Source organism: Kordiimonas gwangyangensis DSM 19435 = JCM 12864 (assembly GCF_000375545.1).
In the GTDB taxonomy this organism is placed as follows: Bacteria; Pseudomonadota; Alphaproteobacteria; order Sphingomonadales; family Kordiimonadaceae; genus Kordiimonas; species Kordiimonas gwangyangensis.
Genome location: NZ_AQXF01000005.1, coordinates 114068 through 127808 on the forward strand (window position 1 = coordinate 114068; position 13741 = coordinate 127808).

Annotated in this window: 14 protein-coding genes; 1 reads left to right on the top strand and 13 read right to left on the bottom strand. The window is 58.0% G+C overall.

Features of this window, described 5'->3' with window-relative positions:
• Positions 1-915 (bottom strand): methylenetetrahydrofolate reductase, encoded by a 915-nt coding sequence (gene metF, locus B150_RS0114570; protein WP_020400675.1) that lies wholly within the window; start codon positions 913-915, stop codon positions 1-3.
• Between the two features lie 16 nt (positions 916-931).
• The gene (locus tag B150_RS0114575) at positions 932-1861 is read right to left on the bottom strand and encodes an ArsR/SmtB family transcription factor (RefSeq protein WP_020400676.1); all 930 of its coding nucleotides are present in this window, start codon (positions 1859-1861) and stop codon (positions 932-934) included.
• A 237-nt stretch (positions 1862-2098) separates the two neighbouring features.
• Here B150_RS0114575 and B150_RS21310 point away from each other — a divergent pair, with 237 nt between their 5' ends.
• Positions 2099-2908: an MlaA family lipoprotein gene (locus B150_RS21310; protein WP_081611473.1), complete on the top strand. Its 810-nt coding sequence runs from the start codon at positions 2099-2101 to the stop codon at positions 2906-2908.
• A gap of 51 nt (positions 2909-2959) precedes the next feature.
• Here B150_RS21310 and ettA read toward each other — a convergent pair whose 3' ends face one another.
• The 11 genes from ettA to B150_RS0114635 all read right to left on the bottom strand — a co-directional run bounded on the left by ettA (position 2960) and on the right by B150_RS0114635 (position 13648).
• The gene (gene ettA, locus B150_RS0114585) at positions 2960-4630 is read right to left on the bottom strand and encodes an energy-dependent translational throttle protein EttA (RefSeq protein WP_020400678.1); all 1671 of its coding nucleotides are present in this window, start codon (positions 4628-4630) and stop codon (positions 2960-2962) included.
• An 84-nt stretch (positions 4631-4714) separates the two neighbouring features.
• Complete coding sequence (locus B150_RS0114590; protein WP_020400679.1) at positions 4715-5134, bottom strand: GFA family protein; 420 nt, start codon at positions 5132-5134, stop codon at positions 4715-4717.
• Positions 5135-5148: 14 nt separating this feature from the next.
• A complete protein-coding gene (locus B150_RS22560) occupies positions 5149-5805 on the bottom strand; it encodes a glutathione S-transferase family protein (protein ID WP_020400680.1) in 657 nt (218 codons plus the stop codon).
• A 15-nt stretch (positions 5806-5820) separates the two neighbouring features.
• A complete protein-coding gene (locus tag B150_RS22565; protein WP_020400681.1) occupies positions 5821-6504 on the bottom strand; it encodes a glutathione S-transferase family protein in 684 nt (227 codons plus the stop codon).
• Positions 6505-6602: 98 nt separating this feature from the next.
• The gene (locus B150_RS0114605; protein ID WP_020400682.1) at positions 6603-7595 is read right to left on the bottom strand and encodes an alpha/beta fold hydrolase; all 993 of its coding nucleotides are present in this window, start codon (positions 7593-7595) and stop codon (positions 6603-6605) included.
• Between the two features lie 21 nt (positions 7596-7616).
• Positions 7617-8984, bottom strand: a complete 1368-nt coding sequence (locus B150_RS0114610; protein WP_020400683.1) for a sodium-dependent transporter — start codon at positions 8982-8984, stop codon at positions 7617-7619.
• A gap of 24 nt (positions 8985-9008) precedes the next feature.
• On the bottom strand, positions 9009-10895 hold the full coding sequence (locus B150_RS0114615; protein ID WP_020400684.1) for an NAD(P)-binding protein: 1887 nt from the start codon (positions 10893-10895) through the stop codon (positions 9009-9011).
• 113 nt (positions 10896-11008) lie between these two features.
• Positions 11009-11488, bottom strand: coding sequence for a glutathione peroxidase (locus B150_RS0114620; RefSeq protein ID WP_020400685.1), 480 nt, complete (start codon positions 11486-11488; stop codon positions 11009-11011).
• A gap of 67 nt (positions 11489-11555) precedes the next feature.
• Entirely contained in the window at positions 11556-12353 is a 798-nt protein-coding gene (locus tag B150_RS0114625; RefSeq protein WP_020400686.1) for a PhzF family phenazine biosynthesis protein, read from the bottom strand.
• A 21-nt stretch (positions 12354-12374) separates the two neighbouring features.
• The gene (locus B150_RS0114630; RefSeq protein WP_020400687.1) at positions 12375-12731 is read right to left on the bottom strand and encodes an ArsC family reductase; all 357 of its coding nucleotides are present in this window, start codon (positions 12729-12731) and stop codon (positions 12375-12377) included.
• The gene (locus B150_RS0114635) at positions 12728-13648 is read right to left on the bottom strand and encodes a cation diffusion facilitator family transporter (RefSeq protein ID WP_020400688.1); all 921 of its coding nucleotides are present in this window, start codon (positions 13646-13648) and stop codon (positions 12728-12730) included. Before B150_RS0114635 ends, B150_RS0114630 begins: the two co-directional genes overlap by 4 nt.
• Positions 13649-13741: the final 93 nt, after the last annotated feature.

Consider the following 13741-nt stretch of genomic DNA (forward strand, 5'->3'; position numbering starts at 1 on the left):
TCAAACCTCCTCAGCCAAACCGCGAATACCAAGCATATGACAGATGGCATACGTCAGTTCTGCACGGTTCAGGGTGTAGAAGTGGAAATCGCGCACACCGCCCGCATACAAGCGGCGTACCATCTCGCCCGCCACCGTCGCGGCCACAAGGCTGCGGGTCTGCGGGCGTTCATCAAGTCCTTCAAACAGGTTGCCCAGCCATTTTGGCACACTCGCCCCACAAGTTGCGGCAAAATTCTTGAGCGTCGCAAAGTTCGTGACCGGCAGGATACCCGGCACCACCGGCACATCAATGCCGTAGCTTTCGCAGTGGTCAAGGAAACGGAAATAGCTGTCCGGCTCAAAGAAGAATTGGGTGATGGCGCGGTTCGCACCGGCATCCACCTTGCGCTTGAGGTTTTCAAGGTCAGCGGCAAGGTTCGGACTATCGGGGTGACGTTCCGGGTACGCCGCGACGGAGATATCAAAATCGCCGATCTTGCGCAGCCCCTCCACGAGGGCGGCAGCATTCTCGTACCCGCCCGGGTGCGGCTCGTAACGGCTGGCACCTTCCGCCGGATCACCGCGCAATGCCACGATGGAGCGCACGCCTGCATCCCAATAGTCGCGCACGACCTCATTGACCTCGTCCTTGGTTGCACCCACGCAGGTCAGGTGCGCTGCAGGCGTCAGCGAGGTTTCGTCCAGAATGCGTTTCACCGTTTTGTGAGTACGCTCACGTGTGGAACCGCCAGCACCATAGGTTACGGAGACAAATTTGGGGTCGAGCGCTTCAAGCGTCTTGATCGACGCCCACAGCGTTTCTTCCATCTTGGGGGTCTTTGGCGGGAAAAACTCGAACGAGACATTCACATCCGACACCACATCCTCGAAGAGGGAGCGTCCACCAAAACCAATACCGTAACCCTGGGCCATGCCCCTACTCCTTACCTCAGGCGGGTTTATCACACCGCCAGATCGTTACACGTAGCCGCCCGCCATCAAGGTGGCGTACGTCTTTTGTCTCAAGCCCTGCGCTCAGCGCCCAGTGGCTCACTTCATCGTCCGCGAAACCGAGCCGGCGGTGCGCCTGCTCATCGCGCAAAAATTCTTCCCTGTGCGGCGCAAAATCCGCTACCAGCAGCATACCGCCCGGCGCCAGCACCCGTGCTGCCTCACGGATCGCGCGTAGCGGATCTTCCGCGAAATGCAGCACCTGGTGGAAAAGCACCATGTCCTGGCTGCCGTCAGCGAGCACGAGGTCATACATGTCCCCCTGCCGCACCTGCGCCTGATCCAGCTCTTTCATCGCAAGATTTCCGCGCGCGACCGACAGCATCTCACGCGAAACATCAATACCGAGAAGCTGCTCCGCCCGTCCTGCAAACACCTCAAGCATGCGGCCAGTGCCGGTACCGACATCAAGAAGGCGGCCCATCTTGCGGCCACCCTGAATATCAAGGAGTGCCGATTCAACTTCCGCTTCCGCCACATAGAGGGAGCGGATCTGGTCCCACTCTTCAGCGTGCGCACGGAAGTATGCCTGCGCGCGCTCGAACCGTTCACCGCGGATCGCTGCCAGGGTTTTATAGTCTGCCTCAAGTTCAGCATCCGCTTGCGGCATCAACTCCATCAAGGCACTCGCAACCGACGCACCAAGGCCCGTATCCGCCAAACGGTAGAAAACCTGGGTGCCTTCCTGAAAACGGTCCAGCAGGCCCGCCTCCCCCATAAGCTTCAAATGGCGCGAGACTCGCGGCTGGCTTTGTGCGAGAATTTGCACAAGCTCACCCACCGTCAGCTCACCCTTGCCGAGAAGAGCAAGGATGCGAAGGCGGGTTGCTTCGCCGGCGGCGCGCAGTGCTGCCAAAAGATGTTCCATAGGGCGGTTCCTGACATTCGTTGCAGATCAATATAAAGAAATCTTTATATATGTAAAGTGATGAATTTCTGTAGGTAAACAGCAAGTTTTTCTAACGGGCATGCCGCAAAAAGTGAACAAAGGTTGAGGTGAAATTGGCCACCCCCTCTTGTAGAGAACGCCAATTGTTGCCACATTGCTGCAATAATTGATTTTATAACAACAATTACGCGAACCCCGCTCGCGACTGAGGACAGTATGAGATTTCCCCTCCCAGGTAAGAATGCCCTGGCCGGTGCAAGCTTATTGCTTGCCGCAGGCTGTGCGTCTACCCACCCCGGCACAGCGACCGAGGCCCATGATCCCCTTGAGCCCATGAACCGTGCCGTATTTGAATTCAACCGCGTGACAGACCGCGTAATCCTGAAGCCGCTCAGCAGCGTTTATATAACCGTTGTGCCCGAAGCCCCGCGTCAGGGTGTATCGAATGTGATGCGTAACCTGCGCGAACCTTGGGTATTCATCAACGACCTGCTGCAGTTCAAACTGGACCGCGCTGGCGCGACCCTTGGCCGCTTCATCATCAACTCAACGGTTGGTGTGGCGGGCCTGTTCAAAGTCTCCGACGAAGTTGGTATTCCGTACCACAGCGAAGACTTCGGCCAGACCCTTGCCACTTGGGGCATTGGTGACGGTCCATACCTCGTACTCCCCCTCCTCGGGCCGTCGAATGGTCGCGACGCTTTCGGATTCGCGGCAAATGTTTATGCCGATCCCGTCAGCCTTACCCTCGAGGAAATTGACGATAGCAAGAAATTCTTCGACCTCAGCATGACGCGGACAGCGATTGAGGCCTTCGATGCTCGTGTGCGCCTGCACACAACGCTGGACGAGCTATATAAGGAAGATGACCCCTATGTGGTCGCGCGTTCGGTTTATTGGCAGCGGCGGCGCTTTGAGATTTATGACGGCAACCCACCAGAGCCCGAAGAAGACATTTTCGATATGCTGGAGGAAGAACAAGCCGCAATAGACGCTGAGGAAGCGCAACCCGAAAACAAGCAATAACAAAAAAGGCCCCGAAAATCGGGGCCTTTTCTTTTGACTGATCGCTTTCCCTTAACGGGTGAAGCGGCGGTATTTGATGCGGTGCGGCTGCACGGCGTCCGCGCCCAGGCGGCGCTTCTTGTCTTCTTCATAGGCTTCGAAGTTACCTTCGAACCATTCAACGTGGCTGTCGCCTTCAAACGCAAGGATGTGCGTCGCGATACGGTCGAGGAAGAAGCGGTCGTGGCTGATGACCACAGCACAACCCGCGAAGTTCTCGAGCGCTTCTTCGAGCGCTGCAAGCGTTTCGGTATCAAGGTCGTTGGTCGGCTCATCGAGCAGCAGAACGTTGCCACCTTCTTTCAACATCTTCGCGAGGTGTACGCGGTTACGCTCACCACCCGAGAGAAGGCCAACTTTCTTCTGCTGGTCACCGCCCTTGAAGTTGAACGCGCCCACATAGGCACGCGTGCTGACTTCATGCTTGCCGAAGTAGAACATGTCGTGCCCACCGGAGATTTCCTCCCAGACGTTTTTATTTGCGTCAAGCGCGTCGCGCGACTGGTCAACATAACCAAGCTCAACGGTGTCACCGACGATGATTTCACCAGAGTCCGGCTTTTCCTGACCCGTGATCAGCTTGAAGAGCGTGGTTTTACCCGCACCGTTCGGACCGATCACACCAACAATGCCCCCTGGCGGCAGGCTGAAGCTCAGACCGTCGAACAGGAGCTTGTCGCCAAAGGCTTTGGTGAGGTTGTGTGCCTCGATAACCTTGCCGCCAAGGCGTTTCGGCGGCTGGATCTTGATCTGGGCCGGGCCGGCAACACGTTCCTGCTGCTGTTCAAGCATTTCATCATAAGCCTTGATACGGGCTTTCGATTTGGCCTGCCGCGCCTTGGGCGACTGCCTGATCCACTCAAGCTCGGATTCCATGGCTTTCTGGCGCGCTTTGTCGGAACGTTCTTCCTGCGCCATCCGCTTGGTCTTCATTTCGAGCCATGCGCTGTAGTTGCCTTCAAACGGAATGCCTTGGCCACGGTCGAGTTCAAGCACCCAGCCCACAACGTTATCAAGGAAGTAGCGGTCGTGAGTGACGAGGATCACACAGCCCTTGTACTGCTGCAGGTGCTTCTCGAGCCACGCAACGGTTTCGGCGTCAAGGTGGTTGGTCGGTTCGTCAAGCAGCAGGATTTCCGGCTTTTCAAGAAGGAGTTTGCAGAGCGCGACCCGGCGCTTCTCACCGCCCGAAAGCTTGTCTACGGACCAGTCGTTCGGCGGGCAGCAAAGCGCGTCCATTGCAACTTCGGCTTGGGACTGCAGGTCCCACGCGTCTGCGGCGTCGATCTGCTCCTGCAACTCACCCATACGGTTGAGGAGGTCCATGTTATCGGGGTCCATGCCGTAATCGCCAGCGACCTGGTTGAACTCGTCCACCAGCGCTTGGGTTTTGGCGAGGCCTTCCATCACGTTGCCGAGCACGTCTTTCTCAGGGTTCAGCTGTGGTTCCTGCGGCAGGTAGCCCACGCGAATACCTTCAGCTGCCCATGCTTCACCGCCGAACTCCTTGTCGTAGCCGGCCATGATTTTCATGAGCGTCGATTTACCCGCGCCGTTCTGGCCGATGATCGCGATTTTCGCGTCCGGCATGAAGTTGAGCGAGATATTGTTGAGCACCTGCTTGCCGCCCGGATAGGCCTTGGTAAGCTTGTGCATCTGATAAACATACTGATAGGAAGCCATGAAATCGGTCCTTGAATTTCGCGTGAAAACTTTGCGCCTCAATTAGCGCAGATTGACCTTGAGAACAAGCGGCATTCAGGGTTTTTACCCTTCGCCTTCCTCGTCAAATTTGCGGAAAGTCGGCAGGTGGTCGCTCAGTTCCACCCATGGCATGCGGGACTTTACATAGATATGCGCTTCGGGCTCGAACTCGCGCGCCTGATCAAGGAACAGGGCGTGGAAATGGATCTCGCCCGGCCAGGCTTCACCCTCGAACGACACCGGGCTGCCGCAGGCACCACAAAAGCGCCGCTTCACACCGGGGCTGGAGCGGTACATCTTCGGCTCATCCGCGGGGAAGCGCACTGCGGTGCGTTCAAACCCCACATAGGTTGCGAACGCCGCGCTGGTCGCCTTCTGGCAACTCGGACAGTGGCAGTGGCTCGACCATTTAGGCGCGCCAACGATCTCTGCCTTCACTGCACCGCAAAGGCACCGGCCTGTGAATTTAACCTCGTCACTCATGACCGCCCTGCCCTTCAGTTCTTGCCGCCAAAAAATTTGTCATAGGCACGTTTGGTGCGCTCAAAACTGCGCGTCACCACCGGATCATCCTTGATGCGGTCCCAATAGGCCGCGAGCTTTTTATTCTCGCCAAAGCCCTCAAGCCCGAAGCGCGGCATCAGCGCGCCATACCAATAGAGGTGGGAGATGAGCGCACAGTCCGCGATAGACCAGCTGTCACCGATCGCATATTTGCCGTCACCCAAATATTTACTAGCATAAGCGAGCGCCCTTGGGATGTCTTCCTCGCGCGCTTTTGCAAGCTCTTCATTGCTTGCCGTGCCGCCAAAGGCCACGCGGCCCATCGGGCCCACCGCTGCAGCGTAATAAAGGTCCATAATGCGGCAAAGGGCGCGGGCATCTGTGGCCACGTCAAAATCCTCTGGTGTCAGCATGGTGCCACCAAGCACGCGGTCGAGATACTCAAGAATGACCTGGCTTTCCGTCAGTGTTGAGCCGTCATCCTTCACCAGATAGGGAATTTTGCCAAGCGGATGGGCCTTCCAGTGCGCTTCCGATTTGAAGCCACCCTCCGGCATGCCAAATTCGAGCTTGTCGGTCATGCCCTTGATATCAAGCGCGATGTAGATACGCTCGAAATACGGCGATACACTCTCACCAACGAGTTTCATCAAGTCCTCCCCCGGTTACCTGGCTGCAGCCTGCTCCTTCTGCGCGCGGGCACGCTCAATGAGAAACTGCAGCGACGCCATCATCCGTGCGTGGCTTTTCTTCACAATATCAGATTCCTTGTGGCGCTCCCACCACGCAGTGAGTTTCGGGCGTCCTTCAAAGACCGAAATATTGAATTCCTTGAGGAAAGTGCGGAAATGGAACATGTGCGGGATAAGCGCTGCGTCGCCGAGGCTGAAACTTTCGCCCACAGCAAAGCTATCGCCGGTGATATGGCTCTCAAGCAGGTCAATGCCGAAGGGCAGCCCGTCCGATAGCGCATGGGCAATGGCCGCCTCGTCACGCACACCGCGGGTGATGGTACGTGCGAGCGGCGTGGTATAGGGTCCGACATACAGGTCAATCGTGCGGCACAGCAGTTTGGCTTTGGCTGCCTGTACCGGGTCTTGTGGCATCAGGCTTGGGCCATCAATCACGTCGTTGAAATACTCGGCGATCACTTGCCCCTCCGGCAGGAACGAGCCATCGTCCAGAAGGAGGTAGGGGATCTTGCCCGTCGGGTTCACGGCCTTTGCTTCTGGCGTGCCGAAGTTTGCGGTCGGCAGTTTAAGCTCCACCTCATCAAGGGCGCCCTTGGCGTCAAGCGTGATGACGGCGCGTTCAAAATACGGCGAAAGGCTGATGCCCACGAGTTGCATACGCTGTTCCTTTTTGGATTTCCCTCTGCCGCAAACTTGATGCGCCGGGGGCCTTATTGCAACCCCCGGCGCAAAAAGTGATTAGCGAACGTCAGTCGTCACGCAAAGTGGCGTCCCATCCAGTCAAGGATCGCTGCATTTACATCGTCCGCGCGCTCCTGCTGGCTCCAGTGCCCGCAGCCCTTGAGGTCGACCCGCTCATAGGGTCGGCACAGATGCACCATGGGGTCCGCAATGACCGGTGGGCACGCGCGGTCGAGGTCAGCGGTGATCATGAGGCACGGCAGTTCCACGACCGGCAGCTTGCCGTCCACAAGGAAACGTTTCTGGTCCTGCCAGTTGTATGTGAAATTGCGGTACCAGTGAATGGGGCCGGTGAAACCGTTTTTCTCATATGCGCGAGCATAGATGGCCGTCTCGTCATCGGACAGCAACTGCTCCCCACCCCATGCATCCTCGCCTTTCTCAAGCAAGCCAAGCAGGTCGAGGCTCTTTTCCTCAAACGGTACGTCCGATTTCTGTACCTTGCCCTTGTTGGGCTTGCGCAGGAAAAACTTGAAGGTTTGCATCAGGTCGCGCTCTAGAATGGGCTCACACGCACCTTCCTTCTGGAAGCGCACGATATACATGTCGTCACCAAAACGCGCGCGGAACATCTCGATAGGGTCCATCGGGTAATGCGGCAACAGCGGCACATTGAGCCCGGCACAGCCCAGCACACGCTCGGGCATGTAGAAGGGCAATTGCCAGAGGATGATAGCGCCCCAGTCGTGGCCCACAAACACGGCTTTCTCGATGCCGTAGTGGTCAAGGAGCCCGCGCAGGTCATCCGTCAGTTTCTGCATGGTGTATTCAGCCGCACCCTCAGGCGCGTCCGAGACACCATAGCCCCGCTGGTCAGGGGCAAACACACTATAGCCAGCCGCGGCGAAGGCGGTCATTTGCGCGCGCCAGCTATAGGCGATTTCCGGGAAGCCGTGCAGGAAGAAAACGGCGGGCTTGTCAGTCGCCTCAGGCGCGGGGCCCATGCGGTAAACACCCAGCGTGACGCCGTTCGTGGGCACCATTTCTGGCACCGGCCAATCTGTCATAAACTCCCCTCCCTTTGGTCGTCAGCCGATCACCGCGCCAATGAACAGCGCAGCAATGGCCAGTGGCGCAATGACGCGCACCACCATGTACCAAAGGGTAAATAGCCTGCCCTCCGCCATCGGCAAGGCCGTGCGCACGTCTTCCCGTGAAAGTGACCAGCCGATGATAAGGCAATAAGCGAAGCCTGAAAGCGGGAGGATGAAGTTGCTCACCCCTTCACGGATAAGGTCAAAGGCAGTCATGCCGTCGAGCCCGAAGGAAGCCAACGGGTAAACCTCACGCCCGCCCGCAAAGGAATAGACTGTCAGCAGGCTAAGGAGCACCGCAACACCTGCCATCAGGCAAGCGGCCACAGGCCGACGTATATTTGCTTCCGCCAGCCGCTGCACTGTGGGCGCGAGAAGCGAGATGGAAGAGGTGACCGCCGCAAAGGTCAGCAGCAAGAAAAAGACGAAGGCAACAAAGGCACCGCCCGGAATGGCAGAGAAGATGTTCGGGAGCGTGAGGAACACAAGGCCCGGCCCCGCCGTCGGCTCCACCCCGCTTGCGAACACCAGCGGGAAGATCGCCATACCGGCCGCGAGCGCCACAAAGAGGTCCATCGCGACAATCCAGAAGGTGGCGCGCGGCAGCCTGACATCATCCCCCATGTAGGAGCCGTAGGTCATCAGCCCACCGACCCCCACGCCAAGGGTGAAAAACGCCTGCCCGACCGCTTCAAGAAACAGGCGGGAGGAGAAATTGATTTCATGAAAACCAAAGAGGAAGCTGGCGGCCCGGCCCCAGTCACCAATTTGCCCTGCATAAACGACAAGACCAATGAGCATCAGGAACAGCAGCGGCATCATCACTTTGCCCGCACGTTCAATGCCCTTGCTGATGTCAAATGAGACAATACTGGCGGTAAACGCCATGAACACAGCGGACCATATGGCCATGGACACAGGGTCGGCCTTGAAATCGGCATCAAGTGCGGTGACCGCCTCCTCGCCCCACCCGGCGAAACCGCCTTCAAGAGCGACAAGGCCATAGTACATCGCCTGCCCGGCGATGACGGCATAGAAGCTGAGCACCATGAGCGTGCCAATCAGGCCAATCCAGCCAACTGTGGGCCAGTTGAGTTTAGAGCCCGCGCGGCTTTGCAGTTTGCCAAGCGCTGTGGGCGGGCTTGCCTTGCCCATGCGGCCGATCAGCATTTCCGCCATGAAAGCGGGCCCTGCCACAAAGGCTAGCGCCACGAGGTAAATGAGCACGAAGCCGCCGCCGCCATTGGCGCCCGCGACATAGGTGAAACCCCAGACGTTACCGAGACCAACGGCAGACCCTGCCGCCGCAATAATGAATGCCAGCCGTGACGAGAACGACGGGTAAGCCCCCTTCGCTGCCATGCCCTCTCCCCCTACATTTATATTTTATCCGTACAGCGTTTCCACGGCACGGATTGCGGCGTCAACTGCGCCGTTTACATAAGCGTAGGCGGAACTGTCGGAATTGGCGATGGCTAATTTACCGACGGGCTTGCGCGCCTCGATATGCGGGCCCTTGGTCGGGCTCCAGTCGCCGTCGAATAGCTCGTTATATTCGTAGGCATAACCATGCGGCCAGCGGTTGACGGTGATGCCCGCGATGTCGCGTTCCGCATCAAACCCGTAAGGGCCGAAGGCCTGGGTAAGCTCGTCCACGATCGCGGTTTCAAAATCCTCGAAGGTAAGCGCATACATCTCATAGCGGCCAGCCTTGTGCTGCTCGCGCGAGGTGAGGCCGGGCGACGTTGGCACATAGGTCATATGCACCATGATCGGGTCCTCAGGCTTGGCCGCAAAGGCATAACCACCCATGGACACCGGGAAATCGAGCGAATAGTTGGAGAAAAGCGCCCCCGGCGTGAACACATAATTCACCCCGGCCTTCTTGAACGCCTTCCAATTCCTGAGTGCCACGTTGATGTATGCAAGCGGCACTTTCTCAGGCCAGTCGAGCAGTTCTTTCTGCTCTGCACTCAGCTCCGGCATGATATAGGGCAGGATGTGGTTATAGCAGGCCATGATGCCCGCGCGTGCTTCAACACGTTCCACATTACCATCGCGCACGTAGGTAACCTCAACGCCCTTCTCTGTATTCACTGCCTGCACAGCCGTGGACGACAGGCGGATCCGCACCTTGTTTGTGGGCAGGTCAAGGCGGTCATAATGCGCGCGGGCCAGCACTTCGTCTTCCATCGACTGCGCCGGCATGGCCTCCGGCACCAGCTTCGCGACCGCGAGACGCGCGACACCGGCGTTGCCGTCGGGGAAGTGGAAGATATAGGGCTCGTCCCAGTGATAGGGTTTAGGCACCTCCTGCGGGTCAAGGCCGAGGCCAAGCGTTCCGCCTTGGCCAAGGCGCAGTGCCTCAAGGCCCGAAATCGCATCCCATCCAAGCCCCCAAAGGCCGGTCATCTCATTGCGCATCATCTCGCAGGCATCTTCGCTGAGGCCACCAAATTCCTGCATGCAACTCTCATAAGAATGGCTGCGCAGGTAGGCGATTTTCTCGTCCCGCCCCAGGTGTGCGAGCCAGTCCGGCTGGTCCACCAGCCAGTGGTGCATGGCCTTGCGGTCAGCGTCACCCAGCGGAAGCTCACCGATCATGGCGGCGAGGCGCTTTTTGCCGTCCTCGTCATAGGCTGCCCAGATATCACCGCCACCCTGCCCCAACGGCAACAGCTTGCTGCCGGGGAAACGCTCAGGATTCGGGTGCACAGCTGCGCCAAGGCCCGCGCGCTCATAAAAGCTCTGGTCGAAATAGCGGTAGAACTTCTCGGTATCGATGCCCAGCTTCTCAAGGAAGGCTTTCGCGCCCGCGCTATAGTGGCCCGGCCCCTCGATGGTCTGGCTGCCGCCGTAACCAATCAGGGTTTTACCGTCCACATTGAACTCATTGCGCTTGGCGTGGCCGCCAAAATCGTCGTGGTTATCTAGGATCAGGATACGGGCATCCGGCCCCAGTTTTTCCTGCGCGAGCACAGCACTGGCGAGGCCCGAGATACCGCCCCCCACAATCACCAGATCATAAAATCCATCAACAGCCTTCTCCGGCCGCTCATAGGTTTTATGTTCCCATGAAATTGCGTGCGCCACCTCGAAACTGCCCACATGGCTGCCACGCAGGCCTGTTTTGGCGGGCGGGTAGGTCCATGCGCCATCAGACTTCACCAGCCCCTCAGCCATCGCCGCCATGGGACTGAGGCCAACCGCGACGCCCGTGAGCGCCACGCCGTTCAGAAAATCACGCCTGCTGATGCCCTTGAGTTTGGACATAATATACCTCATCCCCCAATGTGAACGGCTCTACCTCTAGCGCCGAAATTGGGAGCATATCGCTTTTGCGGAAATCGCAAAAGAAGAAAATGTGATCACATTAATACGAGAGCTTACAGGAGTGCTTCGATATGCTTGCGGATGGCTTCAGGCTTATCGGTCGGTGCAAAACGTTTCACGACTTCGCCGTCCTTGTTCACGAGGAATTTGGTGAAGTTCCATTTGATGCCTTCGGTACCCAGCACACCCTTTTTCTGCGCCTTCAGGTGCTTATAGAGGGGGGCTGCGCCCTCACCGTTCACATCGATTTTCGCAAACATCGGGAAGCTGACACCGTAGTTGATCTGGCAAAACTCGCCGATCTCGTCGTTTGAGCCCGGGTCCTGGCTGCCGAACTGGTTGCAGGGGAAGCCAAGGATCACAAGGCCTTTGTCCTTGAGGCCCTTGTAGAGCGTCTCCAGCCCTTCGAACTGGGGAGTGAAGCCACATTTGGATGCCGTATTCACAATCAGGAGGACCTTGCCCTTGTAGGCGCTTAGGTCTTCTTCCTTGCCGTTCAGGCGTGCGCAACTGAAGTCGTGAACTGTGGTCATGTGAATGCTCCCTGTTTCCTCACCGCATGTGATGGTAGCGCAAGGCGGGCAGATGGCAAGCGCCAAGCTAAAGTGCAGGCACCGTCATCGTGCCGCGAATGACTTCAACCGTCTGACCGGATATTTTCACCCGCTCGGGCGACACCTCAAGCCACAGGTCACCACCACGGGCGGATATCTGCCGCGCGCGCAATGTGTTCTTGCCAAGCCGTGCCGCCCAATAGGGGGCGGAGACGCAGTGGGCCGAGCCTGTCACCGGGTCTTCCGGGATGCCGTGATTGGGGAAAAAGCAGCGCGAGACAAAATCTACCTCGCCCTCACCCGGCGCTGTCGCGATGAAACCCCACGGCGCAAAAGCCTTAAGTGCCAGTTGGTCAGGCGCAAGCGCGGCGACTTCAGAAGCTGAGGCGTAAACCAGCAACAGGTCACGGTCGCCCTTCTCGCTTTTCAGCACGGCCTGTGGTTCCGCGCCCATGGCACGACCGAGCCCCTCCGGACAGGGAAAAGGTGCAGGCGCATAGTTCGGGAAATCGAGGCATAGCATGCCGCCTTCCACGCGCGTTACAGTCATGGTGCCAGAACGCGTCTCGAAAGCGACACGGCCAACCTCAGGCTCAAGATGAGTGAACACCACATGCGCGCTCGCGAGCGTGGCATGGCCGCAAATCTCCACCTCAACCGTTGGCGTGAACCAGCGCAGGTCATATTGCCCCGGCGCAGTCGCGAGGATAAAGGCTGTCTCCGCCAAATTATTTTCTGCCGCGATAGCTTGCAGCACCTCGTCTGACGGGAAGGTATCAAACACGCACACCGCAGCCGGGTTGCCGGCGAAGGCGCGGTCTGTGAAGGCATCAACCTGATACAAGGGGATCTCCGCCACAGGTGACTAGCCTTTCAGCCAGCTTTCAAGCGCGTCCATATCCTTGGCGGCGAAGCCAAGGCGGTAGTCACCGTCCTTCTCCCAAACCGGACGCTTGATCAGCGCTTCATAGTTGATCATAAGGTCAGTCGCGTTGGCAGCATCCACGCTCGCTTTCTCAGCATCATCCAGCTTGCGCCAGGTGGTGCCACGCGTGTTCAGAAGCGCCTCATAGCCAAGCACATCCATCATGGGAGCGAGAAGGCCGCTATCGATACCGTCAGCACGGAAGTCGTGGAATTTGTGCTCGATACCTTCACCTTCCAGCCACTTACGGGCTTTCTTGACCGTATCGCAGTTCTTTATGCCGAAGATGGTGATCATGCGTCTTCCTCTCTCATGAGTTCCCGCACAGTGAGCGCGTCTGACTGCGGGCTGGGCGGGTCCATATGGATAATGATTTCAGTGTCGGGGAAATGCTCGCCAAGTGTGGCTTCAACTTCATCCGCAATCATATGGGCGGCATCAATGCTCATGCTGCCCGGCACCTCGATATGCATCTGGATGAAGCGGTCACGGCCCGATGTGCGGGTCTTGAGGCCATGCATGCCGAGCACGTCACGGTTTTCCATCACCAGATTGAAAATCTGCTCCCGCTCATCCTCATCAAACTCACGGTCCATGAGCATATCAATCGCAGGCCGTACAATGCCCAGGGCCCCGACAAAAATATAACCCGCGATCAGAAGACCGAAGATGCCATCTGCGTAAAGGAAGCCGGTGCCGGAGATAATCGCCGACGCGATGACCGATGCGTTCAGCAGCAGGTCACCCTTGTAGTGAAGCTGGTCACCCGACACCGCAATCGACCGTGTGCGCCGTATTACGTAGGACTGGAATGCGACAAGCACGAGTGACAGCACAATAGCAAGTGCGGATACCGCAATCACCAGCCCGCCGCTTGTCGGCAGTTCAGGCTCCCATAGCCTTGTGACGGACTCGAGCGTCAGGAACACAGCCGAGCCTGTCATGATCGCTGCCTGAAACAGCCCGGCGAGCGCTTCCGCCTTACCGTGACCGAAACGGTGATCGTCATCTGGCGGCACAAGTGCAAGGCGCACAGCAAACAGGGTCACCAGCGACGCCATGAAGTCGAGCGTACTATCCGCCATGGAGCCCAGCATGGCAACAGAGCCTGAGAGCCACCAGGCCACAGCCTTGGTACAGACAAGGGTGAAGGCAACCGCGACCGATGCGCGTGTGCCCCATGTCATCAACTTACCTGCTTCTTCTCTGTTCATTGCCTTGCGCCTTCTTATCTGCCTGATGGGTAGCCGATCTGAGCGCACGCGGCCAATAAAAAAACGCCCCGCACGAGGCGGAGCGTTTTGGAA